Source organism: Roseobacter sp. SK209-2-6 (assembly GCF_000169455.1).
Classification (GTDB): Bacteria; Pseudomonadota; Alphaproteobacteria; order Rhodobacterales; family Rhodobacteraceae; genus Pseudophaeobacter.
Genome location: NZ_AAYC01000003.1, coordinates 126,777 through 145,575, shown reverse-complemented (window position 1 = coordinate 145,575; position 18,799 = coordinate 126,777). Strand labels below are relative to the sequence as shown.

Annotated in this window: 25 protein-coding genes, 1 tRNA gene and 1 pseudogene; 7 read left to right on the top strand and 20 right to left on the bottom strand. The window is 54.8% G+C overall.

All coding sequences use genetic code 11. From position 1 onward, the window contains the following. Positions 1 to 26: 26 nt before the first annotated feature. Positions 27 to 541 (top strand): annotated as a pseudogene (locus RSK20926_RS06425) (IS5 family transposase); the annotation flags it as partial. Between the two features lie 55 nt (positions 542 to 596). Here the strand turns inward: RSK20926_RS06425 and RSK20926_RS06420 are convergent. The 5 genes from RSK20926_RS06420 to RSK20926_RS06400 are packed head-to-tail and all read right to left on the bottom strand — an operon-like array spanning position 597 to position 4,558. Continuing rightward, complete coding sequence (locus tag RSK20926_RS06420; protein WP_008205216.1) at positions 597 to 1,427, bottom strand: formate/nitrite transporter family protein; 831 nt, start codon at positions 1,425 to 1,427, stop codon at positions 597 to 599. 4 nt (positions 1,428 to 1,431) lie between these two features. Continuing rightward, a complete protein-coding gene (locus RSK20926_RS06415) occupies positions 1,432 to 1,992 on the bottom strand; it encodes a hypothetical protein (protein WP_008205214.1) in 561 nt (186 codons plus the stop codon). After that, positions 1,989 to 2,588, bottom strand: a complete 600-nt coding sequence (locus RSK20926_RS06410) for an SCO family protein (protein ID WP_008205211.1) — start codon at positions 2,586 to 2,588, stop codon at positions 1,989 to 1,991. The genes RSK20926_RS06415 and RSK20926_RS06410 overlap by 4 nt, the downstream gene beginning before the upstream one ends. After that, positions 2,588 to 4,048: a cbb3-type cytochrome c oxidase subunit I gene (locus RSK20926_RS06405; RefSeq protein ID WP_008205210.1), complete on the bottom strand. Its 1,461-nt coding sequence runs from the start codon at positions 4,046 to 4,048 to the stop codon at positions 2,588 to 2,590. Before RSK20926_RS06405 ends, RSK20926_RS06410 begins: the two co-directional genes overlap by 1 nt. Further along, positions 4,049 to 4,558, bottom strand: coding sequence for a cytochrome c oxidase subunit I (locus RSK20926_RS06400; protein ID WP_037254082.1), 510 nt, complete (start codon positions 4,556 to 4,558; stop codon positions 4,049 to 4,051). It lies immediately after the preceding gene. A 106-nt stretch (positions 4,559 to 4,664) separates the two neighbouring features. On the opposite strand from RSK20926_RS06400, the gene RSK20926_RS06395 reads away from it, so the two are divergent. Then, on the top strand, positions 4,665 to 5,120 hold the full coding sequence (locus RSK20926_RS06395) for an RrF2 family transcriptional regulator (RefSeq protein ID WP_008205206.1): 456 nt from the start codon (positions 4,665 to 4,667) through the stop codon (positions 5,118 to 5,120). A 208-nt stretch (positions 5,121 to 5,328) separates the two neighbouring features. On the opposite strand, the gene ccoP is transcribed toward RSK20926_RS06395, so the two are convergent. The 8 genes from ccoP to RSK20926_RS06355 form a co-directional block, all read right to left on the bottom strand. Then, positions 5,329 to 6,201 carry a cytochrome-c oxidase, cbb3-type subunit III gene (gene ccoP / locus RSK20926_RS06390; protein WP_008205204.1) on the bottom strand — a complete coding sequence of 291 codons (873 nt, stop codon included), beginning with the start codon at positions 6,199 to 6,201 and terminating at the stop codon, positions 5,329 to 5,331. Next, positions 6,192 to 6,359: a cbb3-type cytochrome c oxidase subunit 3 gene (locus RSK20926_RS06385; protein ID WP_008205203.1), complete on the bottom strand. Its 168-nt coding sequence runs from the start codon at positions 6,357 to 6,359 to the stop codon at positions 6,192 to 6,194. The genes ccoP and RSK20926_RS06385 overlap by 10 nt, the downstream gene beginning before the upstream one ends. After that, a complete protein-coding gene (ccoO, locus tag RSK20926_RS06380; RefSeq protein WP_008205202.1) occupies positions 6,356 to 7,087 on the bottom strand; it encodes a cytochrome-c oxidase, cbb3-type subunit II in 732 nt (243 codons plus the stop codon). The genes RSK20926_RS06385 and ccoO overlap by 4 nt, the downstream gene beginning before the upstream one ends. A gap of 6 nt (positions 7,088 to 7,093) precedes the next feature. Beyond that, positions 7,094 to 8,716: a cytochrome-c oxidase, cbb3-type subunit I gene (gene ccoN / locus RSK20926_RS06375; RefSeq protein WP_008205201.1), complete on the bottom strand. Its 1,623-nt coding sequence runs from the start codon at positions 8,714 to 8,716 to the stop codon at positions 7,094 to 7,096. Beyond that, the gene (locus tag RSK20926_RS06370; protein WP_008205200.1) at positions 8,706 to 8,996 is read right to left on the bottom strand and encodes a DUF1971 domain-containing protein; all 291 of its coding nucleotides are present in this window, start codon (positions 8,994 to 8,996) and stop codon (positions 8,706 to 8,708) included. Before RSK20926_RS06370 ends, ccoN begins: the two co-directional genes overlap by 11 nt. Then, a complete protein-coding gene (locus tag RSK20926_RS06365; protein WP_008205199.1) occupies positions 8,997 to 9,734 on the bottom strand; it encodes a DUF2189 domain-containing protein in 738 nt (245 codons plus the stop codon). It abuts the gene before it with no gap. A gap of 59 nt (positions 9,735 to 9,793) precedes the next feature. After that, positions 9,794 to 10,246 carry a group III truncated hemoglobin gene (locus RSK20926_RS06360; RefSeq protein ID WP_008205198.1) on the bottom strand — a complete coding sequence of 151 codons (453 nt, stop codon included), beginning with the start codon at positions 10,244 to 10,246 and terminating at the stop codon, positions 9,794 to 9,796. Between the two features lie 128 nt (positions 10,247 to 10,374). Beyond that, positions 10,375 to 10,707 carry a hypothetical protein gene (locus tag RSK20926_RS06355; RefSeq protein ID WP_157133056.1) on the bottom strand — a complete coding sequence of 111 codons (333 nt, stop codon included), beginning with the start codon at positions 10,705 to 10,707 and terminating at the stop codon, positions 10,375 to 10,377. A 76-nt stretch (positions 10,708 to 10,783) separates the two neighbouring features. Between RSK20926_RS06355 and RSK20926_RS22020 the strand changes: the two genes are divergently transcribed. Both RSK20926_RS22020 and RSK20926_RS22400 read left to right on the top strand, forming a co-directional pair. Beyond that, complete coding sequence (locus RSK20926_RS22020) at positions 10,784 to 10,969, top strand: hypothetical protein (protein WP_008205196.1); 186 nt, start codon at positions 10,784 to 10,786, stop codon at positions 10,967 to 10,969. A 249-nt stretch (positions 10,970 to 11,218) separates the two neighbouring features. Next, positions 11,219 to 11,975, top strand: a protein-coding gene (locus tag RSK20926_RS22400; RefSeq protein WP_085979701.1) for an IS5 family transposase whose coding sequence is annotated in 2 segments (ribosomal slippage) — positions 11,219 to 11,544 and positions 11,543 to 11,975 — 759 coding nt in all. Because the reading frame shifts where the segments join, the coding sequence is not laid out codon by codon here. A gap of 230 nt (positions 11,976 to 12,205) precedes the next feature. Here the strand turns inward: RSK20926_RS22400 and RSK20926_RS22395 are convergent. The 7 genes from RSK20926_RS22395 to RSK20926_RS06310 all read right to left on the bottom strand — a co-directional run bounded on the left by RSK20926_RS22395 (position 12,206) and on the right by RSK20926_RS06310 (position 16,003). Beyond that, positions 12,206 to 12,397: a helix-turn-helix transcriptional regulator gene (locus RSK20926_RS22395; RefSeq protein WP_083805743.1), complete on the bottom strand. Its 192-nt coding sequence runs from the start codon at positions 12,395 to 12,397 to the stop codon at positions 12,206 to 12,208. A 291-nt stretch (positions 12,398 to 12,688) separates the two neighbouring features. Next, positions 12,689 to 12,763: transfer RNA gene (locus RSK20926_RS06335), tRNA-Phe, on the bottom strand. A gap of 80 nt (positions 12,764 to 12,843) precedes the next feature. After that, complete coding sequence (locus RSK20926_RS06330; protein WP_008205193.1) at positions 12,844 to 13,047, bottom strand: DNA gyrase inhibitor YacG; 204 nt, start codon at positions 13,045 to 13,047, stop codon at positions 12,844 to 12,846. Continuing rightward, positions 13,044 to 14,066: a ribonuclease E/G gene (locus tag RSK20926_RS06325; protein ID WP_008205191.1), complete on the bottom strand. Its 1,023-nt coding sequence runs from the start codon at positions 14,064 to 14,066 to the stop codon at positions 13,044 to 13,046. Before RSK20926_RS06325 ends, RSK20926_RS06330 begins: the two co-directional genes overlap by 4 nt. Then, the gene (locus RSK20926_RS06320) at positions 14,063 to 14,644 is read right to left on the bottom strand and encodes a Maf family protein (RefSeq protein ID WP_037254185.1); all 582 of its coding nucleotides are present in this window, start codon (positions 14,642 to 14,644) and stop codon (positions 14,063 to 14,065) included. Before RSK20926_RS06320 ends, RSK20926_RS06325 begins: the two co-directional genes overlap by 4 nt. 176 nt (positions 14,645 to 14,820) lie before the next feature. Then, a complete protein-coding gene (gene infA / locus RSK20926_RS06315) occupies positions 14,821 to 15,039 on the bottom strand; it encodes a translation initiation factor IF-1 (protein WP_005620785.1) in 219 nt (72 codons plus the stop codon). An 85-nt stretch (positions 15,040 to 15,124) separates the two neighbouring features. Next, positions 15,125 to 16,003: a carbon-nitrogen hydrolase family protein gene (locus tag RSK20926_RS06310; protein ID WP_008205185.1), complete on the bottom strand. Its 879-nt coding sequence runs from the start codon at positions 16,001 to 16,003 to the stop codon at positions 15,125 to 15,127. A 149-nt stretch (positions 16,004 to 16,152) separates the two neighbouring features. On the opposite strand from RSK20926_RS06310, the gene RSK20926_RS06305 reads away from it, so the two are divergent. From RSK20926_RS06305 to RSK20926_RS06295, 3 genes are all read left to right on the top strand, one after another. Beyond that, on the top strand, positions 16,153 to 16,953 hold the full coding sequence (locus tag RSK20926_RS06305; protein WP_008205184.1) for a dimethylarginine dimethylaminohydrolase family protein: 801 nt from the start codon (positions 16,153 to 16,155) through the stop codon (positions 16,951 to 16,953). A 301-nt stretch (positions 16,954 to 17,254) separates the two neighbouring features. After that, positions 17,255 to 17,827 (top strand): methylenetetrahydrofolate reductase C-terminal domain-containing protein, encoded by a 573-nt coding sequence (locus tag RSK20926_RS06300; RefSeq protein ID WP_008205182.1) that lies wholly within the window; start codon positions 17,255 to 17,257, stop codon positions 17,825 to 17,827. Next, on the top strand, positions 17,827 to 18,792 hold the full coding sequence (locus RSK20926_RS06295; protein WP_008205181.1) for a methylenetetrahydrofolate reductase: 966 nt from the start codon (positions 17,827 to 17,829) through the stop codon (positions 18,790 to 18,792). The genes RSK20926_RS06300 and RSK20926_RS06295 overlap by 1 nt, the downstream gene beginning before the upstream one ends. Positions 18,793 to 18,799 lie beyond the last annotated feature (7 nt).

The window sequence follows — 18,799 nt, the reverse complement described above, 5'->3', positions numbered from 1 at the left end:
CACAGTTCGAAACTCGAGCGGTGAACATGTCTGATCTTTTCTGGCTGGGCGATGCGCAGATGGCGCGTCTTGAGCCCTATTTTCCGAAGTCCCATGGAAAACCACCTGTTGATGATCGGCGTGTCTTGAGTGGGATTATCTTCATAAACCGCAATGGCTTAAGATGGCGCGATGCACCAGGGGAATACAGCTCGCACAAGATGCCATACAACCGCTGGAAACGTTGGAGTGACAAGGGTATCTTTGCCCAGATGATGGTCAGTTTGGCAGCCGAAAACGGCGAAGAAAAGACAGTGATGATCGACGTGACCTACCTCAGGGCACATCGTACAGCGACCAGCATGGGCGTTAATAAGGGGGGCGCGGCCGCCTGATAGGCCGAACCAAAGGTGGCAAGAACACCAAGCTGCATGCCATCTGCGACAGCCAGGGGCGCCCACTGAACCTGTTCATCACCGCTGGACTGGTGAGTGACTACATCGGGGCAAGGGCAGTGATCAGCAGTTTGCCGAATGTCGACCGGCTGCTTGGAGATCGCGGCTAGGACGCCGATTGGTTCCGGGAAGCATTGAAAGACACAGGGATACGCGCCTGCATCAGCCCGCCTTCGTCTGGGTTTTCTCACCCAAGAATTCACTCGTGGGTCCAGCCGAAACCCGCGGCCGCGAGGCAGCACGCCAATATCCATATCCCATGATGCCAGCTCCGGCGAAGGTATTGCCCAGAGTGACAAAAATCAGATTATGCGCAGCTCCTGCCGGGGAGATGCCTTCTGGATAGTCAGAAAGCAGGGCGACGGAGAAGACAGTCATATTGGCTACGCTATGCTCAAAGCCCGCAGCAATGAATGCATAGAGGCACCAAAAAATCACGATACATTTGGTTACGTCATCTTTAGCTCGGGCTGAGCACCACAGAGCAAGACAAACGAGCCAGTTGCACAAAATTGCTTTGGCAAAGAGCTCAAGTCCGGAACCCTGCATTTTCTTGGCTGCGACCTTGTAAAGCAAGGCATCTTCTCCGGCCCCTAAGATCAATCCGCCACCACCAGCCACAAACAGCAACGCCAGCAGCAGAGCTCCAACCAGGTTGCCAGCCCAGCTTGCCCCCCAACAGCGCAACAGATCCCCTATTCCGCTAATACCGGTCAACAGCCCATGGGTCATGTACATTGTATGCCCGGTGAAAAGTTCTGCCCCGGCAAAGACCACAAGCGTGAGCGCAATGCCAAAACTGCCTCCCATGACAATTGGGCGGATGGCACCATCGACTCCTTGCCCCAAAGAAAAGATCAACAGGATACCCGCTCCAACAAAGGCACCTGCCTTGAGGGCAAGCACCAAAAAGGCCATGGGATCGGATCTCAGATTCTGCCCTTTCTTCTGTGCCAGCTGCGCAAACCCTAGAACAGTATCAGCATAGGTCATCACATCATGCTCCGTATTTTATGCACCCGGTGGCGGCATCAGGCAGCCAACGCGGGTATCCAAACAAAACCGGAAAAGCCCAGATGCAGGCCAAAACGGCAGCGAGATAGAGAAAGGCAAAGCCCAGATTCTGTTGAGCGGAGACCAAATAGGAATTGCATATCCTGATCGGGGCATGGGTATAGAGGAAGCCAAGAACCCCTAGCATCGAAAGGGCGTTAGCTTTCAAGAAGCCTCGCAAAATTGGCCCAAGCCAAGGCCAGCAAAGGCGCAGAGGCAAACCCAATAGCAAAGGCAGTGAGATGTATTTGGACAATTCTCCGGCTGGGGTCAGGGCCCAATCCACATTGCGCGGCAACATCCAGAACAAAAAGGTAGTTAACGCCAATAAGAGAAGCGGAATAGCCCAATCCTGCCGGACCCTCAGATCATGGGCCGCCACTATTCCCGCCAAGACCAATAGCGGCATCTGCACAAGCACATGCTGGATCGGGCTTTCAATCGTTCCTACCCGCAAAGCGACGGCCTCAGTAATTGCGAGGACGGTAAGCCCTATCATCTTCATGACCGCCTCCGGTCAAAATGTGCAAGCACTGCCGCTACCGCATCGGTGTCATAGACCGCGGAAAACTCGCCTTTTGTAGAAATCACGTGGATTGCAGCGTTGTGCTGAAAGCCCCCCCATTCGTCTGGAATGACAACAACATCAAACAGATCCAGAAGAATCTCTAATGCACCCGGTTCTGGTCGGGCTATGGTCCAATTTGAGCCATCCGCTTCATGGGCGTCTCCGTAGATGGCCATTTGTTCTGGCGTGTCGCGCGTGGGGTCAAAACTCACAGAAATGAGCCTCACGTTTTCCCCTCGCGCGTGCAGCTGATCACGGATACCCGCAAAATCCGTAGCCGCAATCTGGCAAATGTCCCCACAGACCGTGTAGATGAACTCAACCAATACCACCTCACCTTTTTGCGGTAGCAAAGGTACCTGACGGCCATTCATATCCTCCAGCATAAGATCAGGAACCGGACGAGGCGCACGTACAACATCCAGCCGTCTGGCCGCCTCACTGGTGAAGGCCTGGGCCCCATCCGTGGTTTGCCACAAGATCCCGCCGCCTAATGCAGCGGCGAGAATAGAGGGGAGGAACCTGATCAACATCAGCCGTCGTTCCGCCCTAAACCGACAACAAACCGCACTACAAAAACCAGTGTTGCCAGCACAACAAGCACGCCAAACAAAGTACCGATACGGTCGTGGGTCAGCCATTGTTCGTAGTGCACGGCCCAACGGCGTGGGATCGAAGCTGCGCCAGAGAACAGAAACACTGCGACAAACCCGGCTGCGCCCGCCAGATAAGTGCCAAAGGCAGCCTGGTCCAAGGTTCCCATCTCGGAGATGGTCTTGCCACGCACCAACCAGGCCATAAAGCCAAAGGCCATAGCGACCTCGCCCAGAAGCAGATAGGTATGAAAATGGCCGGGCACCCACATGGTGTTATGCATCACTTTGTTGACGCTGATCATCCCGTCGATGGATGCCGGAATGGATCCCACAGACCAGCCAGCCACTGACAAGACCAACAGAGAAGAGGTCAGGTCCCAAGTCATTTTTGACCCGCGCACATAGAGAAAGGTGGAGAAGGCCGTGACCGCGATTAGGGGAATGCCGCTGAAGTAGGAAACAAGCTGTCCCACGACAAGCATCCAAGGCGGCATCACCACGTCTTGAAGCAGGTGGTGCCAATAGACAGCCATCACAAAGATCAACACCGCGTTCCAAGCAAGTGCAAACACCCGGTTCGATTTCCAGGGCCTGCCTGTGTACTCCGGCAAGATCTCGTAAACTGCAGTCACCGCCATGTAGATCGAGGCATTGATGAAAACATGGCCAAAGAAATATATCAGGTTCTTGGCCAGAAGCGCATTGACCTCAAACCCTGGCACCAAGAGATGCACGAGGCTTGCGACCAGAACCGCTGCGCCCAAGATGATGCCGATCGAGTTAAAAATGGTAACGGCAGCGGCGGCTACGATTGTTGGCGGTGGCGGGTTGTCATCCTCGCGACCAAGGATCAGGTTCCATCCCAGCGCACGCACTAAGCTGCCATAGCGAGCGTGGATCTGTCGGCCAAGCTCCAGATAGTAGAGCAAGAAGCCAACTCCAATTGCCACATACCCCAGCATGAAGGCTGCCGCAGCCTCTGCCTCCCACGCGCCGCCGGACAGGGCGGGGAGCGGGAACAGGAAGGTCCAAGCACCCCCAAAACCACCGACAAAGATAGCGCCAAGGATCAAGACGACACCCACTAGGAACAGGCCAAGAAAGGCCCAAAAAATACCAACAGTCAGCACCACATGGCGACCACTGAAGTACCATAGGATAGCCGCGCCAGAGAGCGCTGCTGTGCCAACCATGCCAGCGCCATGTGCCGTCAAAATCTGGTAAAACAGGGCCGGGTCCAGCTCTATCCACTGGCCCTGGGCCGCCCGCATGATCAGGCCAAAGACCATCATCAGCATGAAGACCGCACCAGAGAGGATCATCGTGACTTTGATCGCGCCAGCCTGGGGTACCGTTACAACGGGGGCTCCCGCGCCGGGTTCTATTGCTATGCTCATTTATTCCTCCACCACTACAACTTCGAATTCGTTGACCATGTCGTGATGCGCCACTCCGCAGAACTCCATGCACAGGACTTGGTAGTTGCCTGGTTCCGTGAAGGTGTAGGTGATTTGAGTGGTGTATCCGGGGATCGCCTGCACCTGCGTTAGCAAGGTCAAATCTTGGTTATAGATTCCCATACCGTGGGTGACGTCTTCGGTTGTCACGTTGAAATTGACAGGCTTGCCGAGCGGAATTTCTGTGGTGTCGATGTCCCACCACCACTGACCACCGCTGACATTTACCTCTAATGCGTCGCTGGTGCTGGCTAGCGCATGTGGCCAGTTGCGGAGAGACCCAACCGAGACGATCACCCCAAGGATTGTAAGAGCCCAGATTAGCCCTGTTCGTTTAGCATTGGCTTTGGGTCCGGGTCCTGGCCCACGCGATGCCCTCGCCGCCAGGAAGAAGATAGTCGACAGCAGGGCCATCAGTATCAGCGAAATCAAAAGAACAACTGGCTGCATGTGCCATCTCCATAATAGGTATTTTATTTGCCTATTATTGCGAGTCCTAAAACCTGTCAATAAAATACGTATTTCCAATACGTGTTTTTTGTGAGAAGAGAGAAGTATGCAGATTTCCAAGTTCTCAGACTACGCCCTACGCATCCTGATTCACCTGGCCACCCATGAGGACGGCTTGATGTCGACACGTGAGATTGCTCAGATGCAGAAATTGCCTTTCAATCATCTTGCCAAGATTTCCCAGTGGCTCACGCATGAGGGCTATGTTGAATCCCTGCGCGGTCGAAACGGTGGGATGCGTTTGGCCCTGCCGCCAGAGGCCATTTCAATCGGTGGGCTTTTGCGTAAATCTGAACGTGGCACACCACTGGTCGAGTGTATGAAGGAAGATGGAGGATGTTGTGTGATGACGCCTGCCTGCGGCTTGCTTCCGATTTTGAACGAGGCGCAGGAGATGTTCTTTACCACTTTGGACAGTAAGACTTTGCACGATGTGCTGAGCGGCAATGGAGGAATGCGGAATTTGCTCCGCGCCTTGGAGATCAACAAAGGCGTTGCCTAACAGCCTACAGAGCGAAGGCCGCCAGTCCTTTGCGCTCTCTCCTTACGTAGATTTCCCCTACTTTGCTGCACCAACAACTTCACCTGGTAACGGCTGGCTGCCCCAAGCTTCAAAAGCAACCGACAGGTGCCAAGCTTTGAACCCAATGTAGCCAACCAAAAGGAAAAGTATCAACAGGTACATGTTCCGCCGAAATTTCGGGTCTTCCTCAGCTTGGGGCATCTTCGGCACTCCACAAAAGATACAGAGTCAACATTCGGATTTGGGGATCATCCAGGCGACCTTCCCAGGCCGACATGACACCCTGCCTGCCGTAATAGACGCTATGATAGATATCATTACGGGTACCACCGTAGATCCACTGGTCGTCTCCCAGGTCCGGGGCCCCGTTTTCATAGCCGCCACGACCATCATCACCGTGGCAAGCGGCGCAGTTTTCTTCAAAGACGACCTCACCCGCCTCTACTGCCAGCGCATCATGGTCCTGCCCAGAAAGGGCCAGCACAAACTCGACCACTTCTGTGACTTGCGGTTTTTCCAACATCTCATCAGCACCAAAAGCCAACATCTGAGCCATACGGGTTTCGTCATGCGTGGCATTGATGCCATAGCGGATCGTATACTCAATCTCCTCTGGCGTTCCTGACCAGAGCCAATGATTGTCGGTCAGGTTTGGGAAGCCCTCCTGGCCGGTCAGCTCTGCTGTGTGGCAAGCTGCACAATTGTCCTCGTAAAGCTTGGAAATGGCCGCTCCATAGCGTGCCTCAAGCGAGGGATCTTTGGCCAAGGACGCGATATCTCCCGACTGAAAAGGAGCAAAAGTTTGCCTCCTCTCAGCTTCAGCCTCTTTCAGTGAAGACACGACTTCCAAACGCGAGGAATAACCCAAGATCCCTTTTGCATAGTCGGTCACCGTAGGGAAGGACGGATAAAAAACCCAATACCCAGCCGCGATGGCAATGCTTCCCCACAGCGCCCAGCGTGCCGCCCAGGGTACCGGGGTGTCCAATTCTGTGATGCCGTCCCACTCATGCCCTGTCAGGTTGGTTCCTGAGACCGGGTCCTTTTCCTTTAACGCCATGGCTGTTCCTCCCGCCCGTCCAGCGGAGATTGCGCTGCATCGTCATAGATCTGCCGCCGCGAGGGCCAATAGACCCAGAACACAGCCGCCAAAAACACGGTCATCAGATAGATTGCTCCCCAGGTTTTTGAGAAAACCAACACTGCATCATGTGTCATCGGGAGCTCTCCTGAGGGTTCAGTGTTTCGAGATCAGCAAGGGTGCCGAGCATTTGAAGGTAGGCCACAAGGGCATCCATCTCGGTCAGGCGTCCAGGTGCACCATCAAAATCGCGCACCTGCACATTGTCCCCATAACTGTCCTGCAACTCGCCTTCGTAGTTCTGTTCAAAATCCGCCTGCCGGGCCGCATCCTTTTCCGCATTTTCGATCTGGGCTTTCGTGTAAGGCACACCTGCCCGGCTCAGCGCTTTAAGTGACGCTGGTAGATGACCGGTGGCGAGCCGTGCCTCCGATAAGAAGGCATAGCCGGGCATAATTGAGCCCTCGACAAGCTCCCGCGGGGCTTCCAGATGCGCCACATGCCAAGCGTCAGAGTATTTTCCGCCGATCCTTGCCAAATCTGGCCCGGTGCGTTTTGACCCCCATTGAAACGGGTGATCATACATGCTTTCAGCTGCTAGACTGTAGTGGCCATAGCGTTCGACATCAGATCGAAGCGTGCGGATCATCTGGCTGTGGCAGGCATAGCAGCCTTCGCGCACATAGATATCGCGCCCGGCCAGCTCTAGCGGTGTATAGGGGCGCATGCCCTCTACCTTCTCCACGGTGTTCTCAATGGTGAACAACGGGGCAATTTCCACAAGCCCTCCAATCGAAGCCACCACGAGGATTGTCATGGCAAAGCCCAGCGAGTGGCGTTCAAGTTTCTGATGATGCGTGCTCATGACGTGCTACTCCGCAGGTTGCGAGGCCAATGGCTCGGCTTGCTGGGTTTTGACTTTTTCGGGGCCGCTCACGGTCATGTAGATGTTGTAGACGCCGATACAGGCGCCAATCAGATAGAGCAGCCCGCCAATCGCGCGCGCAACATAGTAGGGATGCATTTCCACTACACTATCGAGAAAGGAATAGAGGAAAGCGCCATCTGCATCATAGGTCTGCCACATCAGTGATTGGGTGATGCCACTGTTCCACATCGCGCCGACGTAAATTAACGTACCGATGAGGGCGAGCCAGAAGTGCCAGGCCTCCAGTTTCAGCGAGTAGACGCCCTCGCGCTTCCAGACCCAAGGCACCAATTTATACATCGTGCCAAAGGTAATGAAAGCGACCCAACCCAAGGCCCCAGCATGGACATGGCCGACGGTCCAATCGGTGTAATGGCTAAGAGAATTCACCGGTCGGATCGCCATGAAAGAGCCTTCGAAGGTTGACAGGCCATAGAACAGGATCGCCACCATCATGAAGCGTACTGCGGGATCCGTTCTCACCTTATCCCAAGCGCCGTTCAGGGTGAGAATGCCGTTGAAGACCGAGGCCCAGCTTGGCACCAAAAGGATGATTGACATGGTCATGCCCAGGTACTGCACCCAATCCGGCAGAGCGGTGTAGTGCAGGTGATGCGCTCCGGCCCAAAGATAGAGAAAGGTTATCCCCCAAAAGCCGACAATGGACATCCGATAGGAATAGACTGGCCGGTTCACTGCTTTGGGCAGGAAGTAATAAAGCATACCGAGGAAGCCAGCCGTCAGCAAAAAGCCCACTGCATTGTGACCGTACCACCATTGGGTCATTGCATCCTGGGTACCGGCAAAGAGAGAGTAGCTCTTTGGATATGCAATAGAAACAGGGACCGCGAGATTGTTCACCACATGCAACATCGCAATGACGACAATAAAGGCTAGGTAATACCAGTTTGCTACATAGATATGGGGCTCTGCCCGCTTCGCCAGAGTTCGCAGGTAAAGGGTGAGGTACCCAATCCAAACGATCAACAACAAGAGATCCGCATACCACTCTGGCTCTGCATATTCTTTGGATTGGGTGATCCCGGAGAGGTAGCCAGAAGCAGAGATCACCATGAACAGATTGTAACCCCAAAAAATGACCCAGGGCAGCGTCTCACTGGCCAGACGCGCACGTGAAGTGCGCTGAACCACAAAGAAAGACGTGGCAATCAGAGCATTGCCACCAAAGCCAAAGATAACACCAGAGGTGTGTACGGGTCTGAGCCGCCCAAAGTTGGACCAGGACATGTCACCGTTTAACGACGGAAAGGCCAGTTGCCACGCCAGAATATCTCCAACCGTAAAGCCGATGATGCCCCAGATAAGAGCCGCAATTATTCCGAACCGGATAACCCGATCATTGTATTCCAGCGGTATCTTGACGGCCCCACCACAAGCTCGGCCCAGCATCCAGAGCAGCCCCCAGCCCGCAGCGGCGGCGATTAACCAGCCATGCATCACATAGGCTATGGGAACACCCCAGCCTAAAATTGCCAAGCCAGCCATGAGGACGAAGAATAGGGCCGAAAAGATTACAAGGTCTTCGATGGACAGATTACGCTGCATCTGGAGCCTCCTGCCGGTGAAACTGGACTTCGAACTCCACGTTGTCCATCGCCTCGATGGAATGTACCTCCTGCGGCGCAAAGACTGCGACTTCGCCAGCGGTGATAACAAAATCTTCTTTATCCTCACGCCGTAACAAAAGCTCTCCACTTTGGACAACCAACAGCCCCCAGACTCCGGCTTTGGTGCTGTGGTCTTTGCGCAGTTTGTCAGGCAGGGTTTCATGCGTGAAACGCGAAGTTGCGTAGTGCACAGCATTTTTTGGAAGCATGTCAGTCATTTATGCATCTCCATGAAACAGATCCGCATAGGCGTGCCAGGTTGCATAGCCAAGCAGAGGAAAGACAACCGCGAGTCCCAACAATCCTGTAAGAATGCCCGCAGCGGTCAAAAAGGTGATGGTGCCTCCCCACCAGAGGCTCAGCCAAAAGTTGTGAGTAGTGGCGTTGAAACTAAGCCCCATGGCAGAAAACCCGTCGATTTCTCGGTCGACAAGCATCGGTAACGAAAAAGCAGAGATCGCAAAGCCAAGGGCAGCAAAGAGCCCCCCAGTCAGTGACCCGACGATTACTAAACTCCACCCCTGATGCGTGCTGAAAAGAAGCTCCAGCGTCTCTGTAAAACCCGCAAAGGGTCGTAGGCCAAAAGCAATGGCAAAAAGAACCGTGGCAGCACGTATCCACGTCAGGGCAAAGATCATTAGAACCCCGCCAACAAGCGCAATCTGCCCTTTTGAAGCCACACCTTTCCGGCCGCGCGAAATTGAATACAGGCCAATTGTTGCAAGGGGGGCCACCAAAACGCCACCTGCCAATAGAGGCAGTAGCATCCAACCTGTATCTGTCGCAGAAAGTAGCCAGATGATGACCCAGCCTGCCACGACCAGCGCCGTCCCGTAACACAGAGAAAACGCTAAGTTCGCACGTAGATCCTGCCATCCGGCAGTCAACCAGCGCAGCACAATCAGCCTGGAGTCGCCCTGGATAATGCGGGCTTTACTGTAGACGCTTGCAGTCATTACCGTCTCTCATGGTTAGTGGTGAGGTCAGGTCGCTCTCGGACCTATTCTGCGGTCATTCAGGTGAGTATCGGTGGCGAGCCTCCGGGTCTGCGAGAGTTCTCGATACCGGAACACATTCCCTTGCCGATGCGATCAGCCAATTGGAAAAATGCAGCGGCTGTTTCTGGTCTAAGTTCGCGTTGAAGCGTCGCTCGAAACAGGGCTAGCCACTGTGAAAAATGCGCGGGTTTGATTGCAGAATTGGCCAAGTGGACTTGCATCGGATTGCCGCCATAGCCGGGCTCTCGAAGGATTGCCCCACGCCAAAAAGATGCAATTTTTGCCTCATGCGCCGGCCAATCCTCGATCGCAGCATTAAAGACCGGGCCCAGCACCTTGTCCGAACGGACGCTGGCATAGAACTGTTCAACAACCCGGCCGATTTCGGCTGGGGTGATATCAAATAAACAAGGCCTCAGTCGCGTCGAATCTTCCACTAGAATCGCTCCATATTTGAGTACCACATACATGTTTTATATAATAGGTATTTACAAGTCCTATTTTATTTTGTGCACCAGACTGAGACTCGGAAATCTGTAACTATCCAATCCCCTGAGGAAAATCGCTACATAGGAAAAGCCAGCGCACCGCCACCGTTTCAGAGACCGCGTTGGTGATAGGACTCCGCATAGGCCACGCTACGCAGTTCAAAGCCCTGGTCCAGAGGCGCATCTACCCCTTGAGGCATCTGCGCGGGATCAAACACCCTGCGCAGGCTTCCAGCTTGGGCATCAGGTAGATTGATTTGGATGCGACCCAGCAAAAGTTCGGTTCTTTCTTCCAGCCAAGGTACCGTAGGATCCCCGACCTCATCATCTACAGCCGCAACCACTAACTTGAGCGACCATTCTACAGATCCGTCCATTACAACGTGCACCATCCGATCATAAAGGAAATCATCAGACAGGTTTTGCATCTCCTCATCGGACAATCCAATACGCCTGGAGTAGCCCCCTGAAAGTGGTCCACCAACTGGGTAGATTGTCCCACAAATTGGAGGATCAGCGATGGCTGGGAAACGAGAGAAACCCGAAGAGTTTGTATCGAAGCTTCGTCAGGTTGAAGTTCTGCAGGGACAAGGTGCGACGATTGCCGATGAGGCTGCTCACTACCACACGGCGCGAATGCCGCAAAGTATGATCGCATTGAGAGACAGCCCCCTACACGACGATGGGGCGAACACCCAGCATTGATCGGTGAATGCCACGTAAGCAGAAAGCCGAGCTATTGGGCTGCGAATAAAGAAGGCCCCGAAAGGGGCCTCGTTTGATCCAAATTGTCCAATTGGCTTATGTGGGTTTTCTTCAAGATACTCTCGAGATTCTGAACTCAATGCCAAAGCCGGTCAATCGACGACGCGGCAGGATTAGGCTCTGGACCCATTGATTTGGTTGCGGTCTCCGCGCGATCTTGATTCAAGCTCCCAAACTTTAGGGGGCGTGATGAGCAATCTTTTCTGGCTGACTGACGAGCAGATGGCGCGGCTCCGGCCATACTTTCCGAAGAGCCATGGCAAGCCACGCGTCGATGATAGGCGTGTTCTGAGTGGCATTATCTTCATCAATCGCAATGGCTTGCGTTGGAGCGATGCACCAAGGGAATATGGTCCGCCCAAGACACTCTACAATCGCTGGAAACGGTGGAGCGACATGGGCGTGTTTGCTCGGATCATGGAAGGGTTGGAGGCGGAAGCCGCTGATCACAAGACCATCATGATTGATGCCACTTACCTCAAGGCTCACCGCACGGCTTCCAGCCTGCGGTTAAAAAGGGGGGCGTGGCAGGCTGATTGGCCGAACAAAGGGGGAGATTAACACCAAGCTGCATGCGGTCACTGACACCAACGGTCGTCCGATCCGCTTCTTTATGACGGCCGGTCAAATCAGCGACTACACCGGAGCCAGGGCTTTGGTCAGCAGCCTGCCATCAGCCGATTGGCTGTTGGGAGACCGCGGTTATGACGCGGACTGGTTCCGCGAAGCCCTTGTAGATAAGGGGATCAAGCCCTGCATTCTAGGGCGGAAGTCACGCGACAAAACCATCCGATATGACAAGCGGCGCTACAAACGACGCAACCGGATCGAGATCATGTTCGGACGCCTGAAGGACTGGCGTCGTGTCGCCACCCGCTATGACAGATGCCCAAAGGTGTTCCTATCAGCCATAGCACTTGCAGCCACGGTCTTGTTCTGGCTGTAAATCAATGAGTCTGGAACCTAGCTAACGACACGAGTTTCGATGATTTGTTTGATCAGGAGCTCGATGAGAAACGTTGGTTGATGGAATGCTGGAAAAGCTTTCAAATCTTCCCGACAAGCTCTGATCGATCGGCGAAGGGCCACCCGCCTCGCAGCTTTCTTTTCACAATAGAGAAAAGCCGAAGTCTGGTTATGACGTCGGCTTTCGAACACCCTATTTGATATGGAAGACTATGTTGACCGTGCAGCAAGCGCACGGTCGACGTAGTCCTGAATATCAGCTTCGATCCAGCGCGAAGATCCTCCAGTTTTTAGGGGTTTCGCCAATATACCTGCCTTAATGTCACGGTAAATGCTCGCCCGTGATCGCTTCAACCGATTGCAGAGGTCCTTCACCGTAAGAAGTTGGCCTTGCTGTCCCATGAACTGTCCTTTCACACGTCGCTTGGTGACAGGAATTTCGGTTCAAGGAGAAACAAACAAAGTTGGTTTGATTGCCACCTACGAAAACTTCTGACTGAGCCTTTCCTCGAAAACGAGCATTGGAATTAGATAGGCATGCAGTCGTTTATGGTTGAGAAGCGGCCTATGCTGCTGAAAGGTACACAACCATGAAAGCCATTCGCTGCGTAACCCCAGTGTAATCCAACAACTCAAGAAGTGATCGCTCAACAATAAGGATCTAAATAAGTGAAGTTTATTCAGGGAGTTAGATGGTGCCCGGGGGCGGAATCGAACCACCGACACGAGGATTTTCAATCCACTGCTCTACCCCTGAGCTACCCGGGCACGGGAAGGCTGTTCGCCTTGGGTGAGGGCCTTCTATGCTGTCAGTGCGACGGTGTCCAGAGGCTTTTTCAAAGAAAATACTAATGCTTCAAAGTCTGAGTGTTTTTGCCTTGTCCAAGAGCCTCTTCCGTAGCTTCCAGAGCCTTTTCAAGGTCTTCGGGGTCTTGGCTTGGCAGCGTGTAGCTGCCGTTTAGCCATTTCGCCAGATCGAGATCGGCACAACGTTTTGAGCAAAATGGGCGATAGGCTTTCTGGCTTTCGGCATCACAGATTGGGCAACTCATGAAAGCACCTCAGTCAGCGGGATTCGGCTACGTTTTCGCTGCAACTCGAAATGCCCAAGGTTGGTCCAGCCCAGCATGACCGTATCGTCACCTTCGGCTTTGAGGGCCCCGCGCAAAGCGCTTTCAAAAGATCGACGTTCTTTCTTTGGCATCGGTGCAAGGTCGATCACGATTTGACCGGCAAGGCCACGATTGCGCAGTGCCCGCGGGAGTGCTCTGGCGCAGGCCAGATTGGCCTTTAGGCCTGCGGCCAAGGAGGTGTCTTTGCCGGTGTTTACATCCACCGCTACTAGGGCCCGGGTTGGTTCGACAAAGATGAAAGCTCCGCCAGAAAGAGGCTCGCGGCTGGACAAGGCAATGTCGAGTGCATCGAGTACGCCGTTGCGCTCGAACCCGCCGGGTTCTTGCTCGATTGCAGCGGGCTCAACCCAGTCCCGCCATGCGCGCAGATGAGGGCCGTCGCCTTCTGTCAAAACCTCTGGCTCCCCGATCTCATCTGACATGATTTCCGCGGCGAGATTGGCCATTGCGGCGATGTCTTCTGCAATGTCCTCGGAAGGGGCGCCGGAGCAGGCAGAACGCAGGATCATGCTCTGTTCAGCATCGCCCAGGCACTCATGGGCGATTTCCAGCAGTCTGTCGCGCTCATCCTCATCGCGGATAGAGCGCGAAATGTTCAGCCCAGGCGCACCCGGGGTGGCGATGGCATAGCGGCTCTTGAACAGAAGTTTCTGTGTGACGGGAATTGCTTTGCCGGGTTCAGCGTAACCAGTGACCTGAACCAGAAGCATTTGTCCCGGAGCGAGGCCTTTTACCTGGCGCAAAAAAGCGGGTCCGTCCGGGGTGCTCAGGAACATGCCACCCTGACCCTTGACCGGGCGGTCTGCCTTGGCGCGGTAGATGGTTCCTGGTAGAGGGGCGTCCCCATCGATCAGGAAATCCTCTAGCTTGCCATCCACCATCAAGGCTGCGGCTTCGCGCCCCTGGATATGGTCGAGAATGATCGTGCGGCCTTTCATGCGGCAGTCTCCTGATAAAGCGGCAGGCCGGTGGCCCGGAGTAGATTTGCGGTTTCAGCAAGGGGAAGACCGACAATGCCGGTAAAAGAGCCACTGATCCATGGGACAAAGGCCCCGGCCGGACCCTGGATCGCATAGGCGCCTGCCTTTCCCTGCCAGTCGCCAGTCGCCAAATAGGCATTCAGCTCTTCATCGGAAAGCGGTTTCATCTTGACCTGGCTGACCACAACCTTGGTCCGGATCTGTCCCTCATGTGCGACAGCGACGGCGGTTATGACTCTATGGCGTCGACCGGATAGCGCCAACAGGAACTCGGCGGCTTCGGCAGCATTCTCTGGTTTGCCCAAAATGCGCCGCCCCAGCGCGACAGTGGTATCTGCGCATAGAACGATATCTTGCGGGTCAGCAGGAATAGCGGCGACTTTTTCGCGGGTTACCCTGGTGCAATAGTCGCGCGGTAGCTCCCCTTTTTGAGGGGTCTCATCAATATCCGGCGGGCTGACCCGGTCCGGTTTGATGCCCAGCTGTGCCAAAAGTTCCAACCGCCTTGGGCTGCCTGATCCCAGAATGAATGCCATTTTTCGGCCCTTCTTCACTTTATCTCTGTCATAGGCGGGAATGGGAGCGCAGGAAAGAGCAGCTGCGAGCATCACCTTTGCAAAGATATTTCCGCCGGAGGCAGCGGCCGAAGGGCCGCAAAACAACAAAAGCCCGGCTGCTTGGCCGGGCTTTGTCTGCGAAACGAATCACCTGCTCATTTGAAGCGATAATTGATCCGGCCTTTGGTGAGGTCATAGGGGGTCATTTCCACCTGGACCCGGTCGCCTGCCAGAACGCGGATGCGGTTTTTACGCATCTTGCCTGCCGTATGAGCGATGATTTCATGGCCGTTTTCCAGCTCGACCCGAAACGTCGCATTGGGCAGGAGTTCCTTCACGACACCGGGGAATTCGAGCGTATCTTCCTTGGCCATGTTTTCTCCATCGTTGCTTTACCCCGCTCGATGGCGGGACACGGGGCCTAAATGAGCGCATTTTCCCAATTTTTCAAGGGTGCAATCACCGCATGGGGTGAATTGTCGGTGTTTTTGCCTCTCTCTCCTGTTCCGGCCAATGGCTGCGGTTGCGCACAGCCCCGGCTTTGCGCACCTGGACAATGCTGTTCAGGTCAACCTCTGCATAGGTCCACCCGGGATTTTGCATTTCCCCCTCGCTCAGCACCCCAGTGGCAGGGAAGCCCAGATCAGGTGGCGCAAAGATACCGCCGGTGCCGGTATTCATGTCGACGGCCTCTGACCAATCCGCGGGTCCGACGATCGAGGACATCACGGTCACGCATTGTCCTTCCAAAGCGCGGGCCATTGCCCCGATGCGGACGCGCCAATATCCGGATAGGGCTTCGGTGCAGGAAGGCACGAGAATGACATCGACTTCTGCCAGGGCGCGCCCCAGCAGAGGGAACTCGCTGTCATAGCAGATCAATACACCAATTTTGCCAAGCGCTGTGTCAAAGATCTTCAACGGGCCACCTGAGCCGATATGCCATGGGTTGCGTTCGAACACGGTCATGATCTGTTTGTCTTGATGTCCACGTTGGCCGGTTGGGCTGTAGAACTCGGCCCGATTTACAGGCAGGGCATACTCTGCCTCGATGGGGGCCGATGCGCCGAGGATATGAACGCGATATTCTGCCGCCAACTTGAGGTGCAGTTCGGCTGCTGCTTCCATCCGCTCAGAGGTTGCATGGATTGAGGCCTGTAAATCCATGGCGACCTCTTTGCCTGAGAGGGTGGACAGCTCCATCGCGCCATATTCTGGAAACACCAAGAGGTCAGCGCCCTGGGTTGCTGCGGTGGAGACCCAGCTGGCGATCTTGTCCTCATATTGTGCCCAACTATCGAGCCAATCTAGAGGGTAGGCGGCGGTGGCGATCTTCATGCAACATTCTCCCAGGTCCGGTTCTTGCCGAATATGCGGGTGTTCGACCGGTTTTCCTAGCCATGCTTTTGTCTGCCTTGTCAAAATTATACAAATGTATAAAAAGAATGTGCTCGTTGTTTTCACTCACCAACCCGATGGAGTAAACCTTGTCTGCTCGTTCTTATACATTCAGCCATGCGGTCACGCGCAAACCCTGCAAAGCCGTGATCGAAGGGCTGCGCGCTGTTGATACTGGTACGCCAGACCTTGCCCTCTTTGAGCAGCACCATGCGGACTATGTCCTTGCCCTCAAAGCTACCGGGGCTGAGGTGGTGACACTTGAGGCGTTGGAAGAATTTCCAGATTCCGTCTTTGTAGAGGACGCTGCTCTTTGCTTGCCCGAGGGGGCAATTGCCATGCGTCCAGGCGCACCAAGCAGGTTGCGCGAAGCAGAAGCTATGGCCCCGATTCTGGCACAGATCTACGGCAGCGTTCAGACAGTCGAGGGACCCGGCTTTATTGATGGTGGCGACATTCTGGTAACCGAGCGCGAGATCCTGGTGGGGACCTCGGCCCGAACTGATAGCACGGGCATTGAAGAGTTGCGCCAGATCGTGACTCCTTGGGGCTACACTGTGCGCGAGTTGAAAACCCCAGAAGGCGTTCTTCATTTCAAGACGGATTGCTCTTTGCTGGACGAAAACACCATTCTTTCGACTGAACGCCTGGCAAAGTCTGGCTGTTTTGAAGGTTATGAGGTCATCCTGACAGCAGAAGGCGAAGAAGCCTGCGCCAATGCAATCCGCTTCAATGAGCTGGTGATCATGCCGGATGGTTTCCCGGAAACAGAGGCGCGTCTGGTTGAGGCTGGATATAATGTGCGCAAGGTCGGCAATACAGAGGCCGCTAAGCTGGATGGGGGTATGTCTTGCCTATCACTTAGGTTTACCCCCGAAATTGCCTGTTAATAGCTCTCGCGAGCAGCTGCCAATCCCGCTATCTCGCGGATTGAGCTGGATCGCGCGGGGTGAAACTGGCATGAGATTGTAATTCGAAGACTGATTGCCCGGTGACCGTGCGAAAACGGTCGCCTCACATGGAATTAAGCTATCCCCGTGTCCTTCGTGACACGGGGATAGGGAAAACCTGCGCTTAGCTCCTGTACCTCAAGATATTGGGTGTAATATCAAAACAGCAGATAGCTGAGGCACCCAAGGCCCCCCTTCGGATGGCACAAGCTTCTGCAGAAGAGCGGGAATAGGGAGCGCCATGTACCGAATTCGCCTTTTTGCTATACGCCACTCGCGAAGCTTTGAATGGATTTACAAGCGCGTTGAACAGGTCATGGTCGCGCTGGATCCGCTGCTGAACAAGATTGGCTATGATCGGGTTGAGCGCCCGATTGCAGTAGTTGAAAAAGGCGTCAAATCGCTGCTGTTTGATTGTCAGATGTGCGGCCAATGTGTCCTCTCTTCGACCGGGATGTCCTGCCCCATGAACTGTCCCAAACAGTTGCGCAATGGCCCCTGCGGCGGTGTGCGACCCGGTGAGTTTTGCGAAGTGAAACCAGAGATGAAATGCGTCTGGGCTCTGGCCTGGGATGGCGCCTCTCGCATGAAACATGGGGATCAGATCGCCTCTGTTCTGCCACCGGTCGAGAGAAACCTGCAAGGGTCGTCTTCATGGCTGCGAGTCAGCCGTGAGAAAGCCGCTCAGCTACGCGCAGCCCGCGAAAAACGGCGCACAGCAATTGCAGAGGCCTTTCCCGATGCGCGGCGGAATGAGCCATCGACCGCCCCCCTGGCAGAAGAACCTGAGCGCGCGCAGACGGGGGAGAAGTGATGGAACACAATTCGTCCCAACCCTATGCCCCACCACCCGAAGGGCATGTTTCCCATAGTCGCCTGGAACGGGTTCTGCGCTCTGGCCGCTTTGCTATCACCGCCGAGCTGAACCCGCCCGATAGCGCGGATCCCGCCGATGTTTTTGATGCAGCACAGCCACTGGGAGAGGTGGCTGACGCCATCAATGCGACGGATGCATCGGGTGCCAATTGCCATATGTCTTCGATCGGGATCAGTGCCCTGCTGACCCGGGCGGGGTACTCACCTGTCTACCAGATCTCCTGCCGGGACCGTAACCGAATTGCCATTCAGGGCGATGTCCTGGGGGCCGCCGCAATGGGGGTTAGCAATGTGCTCTGTCTGACAGGGGATGGTACCGGGGCAGGGGACCAACCCGGGGCCAAGCCGGTTTTCGATTTTGATTCCATCTCGCTGTTGCGGACGATCAAAACGATGCGGGATGAGGGTAGATTCCTCTCTGGGCGCAAGATCACCAAACCGCCACATCTGTTCCTGGGGGCGGCCGAAAACCCCTGCATTCCGCCCTATGATTGGAGGCCGCAAAGGCTTGCAAAGAAGATCGAGGCGGGTGCTGAGTTTATCCAAACCAACTATATCTACGACATCCCCTTGTTTGAGCGTTTCATGGAACGGGTCAGGGATCTGGGTCTGGACCAAAAGGTCTATATTCTCGCGGGCGTTGGCCCACTTGCCTCGGCGCGGGCCGCGCGTTGGATGCGTTCGAACGTGCCGGGAATCCAAATCCCGGATAGTCTGATTGAGCGGATGGAAAGGGCGGAGAAACCAGGGCAGGAGGGCAAGAAAATCTGCGTCGAACTGATCCAGAAGATACGAGATATTGCCGGTGTCTCGGGCGTGCATGTTATGGCCTACCGCAAGGAGCATCTGGTCTCTGAAATAATTCAGGACTCTGGTGTTTTGGCGACCCGTAAGCGAAGATAGTGCCGGT

Coding starts and splice junctions, on each gene's coding strand:
- RSK20926_RS06370 (WP_008205200.1), bottom strand. CDS start 8,996: ATGACTGACATGCTTCCAAAAAATGCTGTGCACTACGCAACTTCGCGT.
- RSK20926_RS06395 (WP_008205206.1), top strand. CDS start 4,665: ATGCAGATTTCCAAGTTCTCAGACTACGCCCTACGCATCCTGATTCAC.
- ccoP (WP_008205204.1), bottom strand. CDS start 6,201: ATGGCGTTAAAGGAAAAGGACCCGGTCTCAGGAACCAACCTGACAGGG.
- RSK20926_RS06360 (WP_008205198.1), bottom strand. CDS start 10,246: ATGTATGTGGTACTCAAATATGGAGCGATTCTAGTGGAAGATTCGACG.
- RSK20926_RS06295 (WP_008205181.1), top strand. CDS start 17,827: ATGGAACACAATTCGTCCCAACCCTATGCCCCACCACCCGAAGGGCAT.
- ccoO (WP_008205202.1), bottom strand. CDS start 7,087: ATGAGCACGCATCATCAGAAACTTGAACGCCACTCGCTGGGCTTTGCC.
- RSK20926_RS06410 (WP_008205211.1), bottom strand. CDS start 2,588: ATGTTGATCAGGTTCCTCCCCTCTATTCTCGCCGCTGCATTAGGCGGC.
- RSK20926_RS06405 (WP_008205210.1), bottom strand. CDS start 4,048: ATGAGCATAGCAATAGAACCCGGCGCGGGAGCCCCCGTTGTAACGGTA.
- RSK20926_RS06415 (WP_008205214.1), bottom strand. CDS start 1,992: ATGAAGATGATAGGGCTTACCGTCCTCGCAATTACTGAGGCCGTCGCT.
- RSK20926_RS06330 (WP_008205193.1), bottom strand. CDS start 13,047: ATGAGTTGCCCAATCTGTGATGCCGAAAGCCAGAAAGCCTATCGCCCA.
- RSK20926_RS06310 (WP_008205185.1), bottom strand. CDS start 16,003: ATGAAGATCGCCACCGCCGCCTACCCTCTAGATTGGCTCGATAGTTGG.
- RSK20926_RS06385 (WP_008205203.1), bottom strand. CDS start 6,359: ATGACACATGATGCAGTGTTGGTTTTCTCAAAAACCTGGGGAGCAATC.
- ccoN (WP_008205201.1), bottom strand. CDS start 8,716: ATGCAGCGTAATCTGTCCATCGAAGACCTTGTAATCTTTTCGGCCCTA.
- RSK20926_RS06420 (WP_008205216.1), bottom strand. CDS start 1,427: ATGACCTATGCTGATACTGTTCTAGGGTTTGCGCAGCTGGCACAGAAG.
- RSK20926_RS06300 (WP_008205182.1), top strand. CDS start 17,255: ATGTACCGAATTCGCCTTTTTGCTATACGCCACTCGCGAAGCTTTGAA.
- RSK20926_RS06400 (WP_037254082.1), bottom strand. CDS start 4,558: ATGCAGCCAGTTGTTCTTTTGATTTCGCTGATACTGATGGCCCTGCTG.
- infA (WP_005620785.1), bottom strand. CDS start 15,039: ATGGCCAAGGAAGATACGCTCGAATTCCCCGGTGTCGTGAAGGAACTC.
- RSK20926_RS06325 (WP_008205191.1), bottom strand. CDS start 14,066: ATGAAAGGCCGCACGATCATTCTCGACCATATCCAGGGGCGCGAAGCC.
- RSK20926_RS22395 (WP_083805743.1), bottom strand. CDS start 12,397: ATGGGACAGCAAGGCCAACTTCTTACGGTGAAGGACCTCTGCAATCGG.
- RSK20926_RS22020 (WP_008205196.1), top strand. CDS start 10,784: ATGGCTGGGAAACGAGAGAAACCCGAAGAGTTTGTATCGAAGCTTCGT.
- RSK20926_RS06320 (WP_037254185.1), bottom strand. CDS start 14,644: ATGGCATTCATTCTGGGATCAGGCAGCCCAAGGCGGTTGGAACTTTTG.
- RSK20926_RS06365 (WP_008205199.1), bottom strand. CDS start 9,734: ATGACTGCAAGCGTCTACAGTAAAGCCCGCATTATCCAGGGCGACTCC.